Annotated in this window: 2 protein-coding genes; both read left to right on the top strand. The window is 37.6% G+C overall.

The window, feature by feature from the left end:
• Nucleotides 1-529, top strand: a 529-nt coding sequence (locus tag AC5YGG_RS20890; RefSeq protein ID WP_496146361.1) for a DUF4280 domain-containing protein, incomplete at its 5' end; no start/stop codon positions are given.
• A 14-nt stretch (nt 530-543) separates the two neighbouring features.
• Nucleotides 544-750, top strand: a 207-nt coding sequence (locus AC5YGG_RS20885) for a hypothetical protein (protein ID WP_496146360.1), incomplete at its 3' end; no start/stop codon positions are given.

Raw genomic sequence — 750 nt, 5'->3', positions numbered from 1 at the left:
AAAAAAACACCAAAATCACAATATGATGTCAGAAAATTCATTACCTCACGATGGTAAATATTTCGTGATCCAAAAAGGAAAAGCTCAGTGTAATCAAGGGGATCAGTTTCCACAGTTTAAAGTAACATCGCACCAGAAACATTATTGGAATAACAAAGAAGGACAAGCAGATTATTTAGCCGTTACGGAAGATGATGTGCAATTCATCCCACCAGGTCCCAGTTTTGGGCAATGCAAGCTAAAACCAAGTTCAGGTGGTTATTTACCTTGTGCATTTGCTCCGGCAGGAAAATGGCAAAAAGCTTATGAGAAAGTAAAGGTTATGAATAAAAGCTGTATTACAGAACTTTCTGAACTCATGTGTACAACAGGAGGAAAAATTACAATAAAAGAACATGGGCAAACTGCGGAGATCACTCAACAGAATGTCAGGAATGCAGATCTAAAACAGCAACAGAATATTAACCCGTTGCTTGACTACAAAGAATTTCAGGATGAACAGGAAGAAAATTTAAATATCTGCGAATAAACACAAACACAAATATGGGAAAATTAACAATCATCGGAAACAACAAGCCTGTAATAGGAAAACAGGAAATGTATTCTGTTTCTACAATAAATGGCTGGCTGAATCCTTTACAGCTTATTAAAAATCCTTTGCAGGTACCCGAAGCACATTGGGAAGTGATGGTACAGACCAAAACAGGATGGAGAAAAGGCGGAAGTGATAAAGAAGGGCAAATGGTGCCA

This window comes from Chryseobacterium sp. CS2K3, assembly GCF_059515185.1.
The sequence above is the reverse complement of the archived record's forward strand: the minus strand, read 5'-3'. Positions and strand labels throughout refer to the sequence as shown.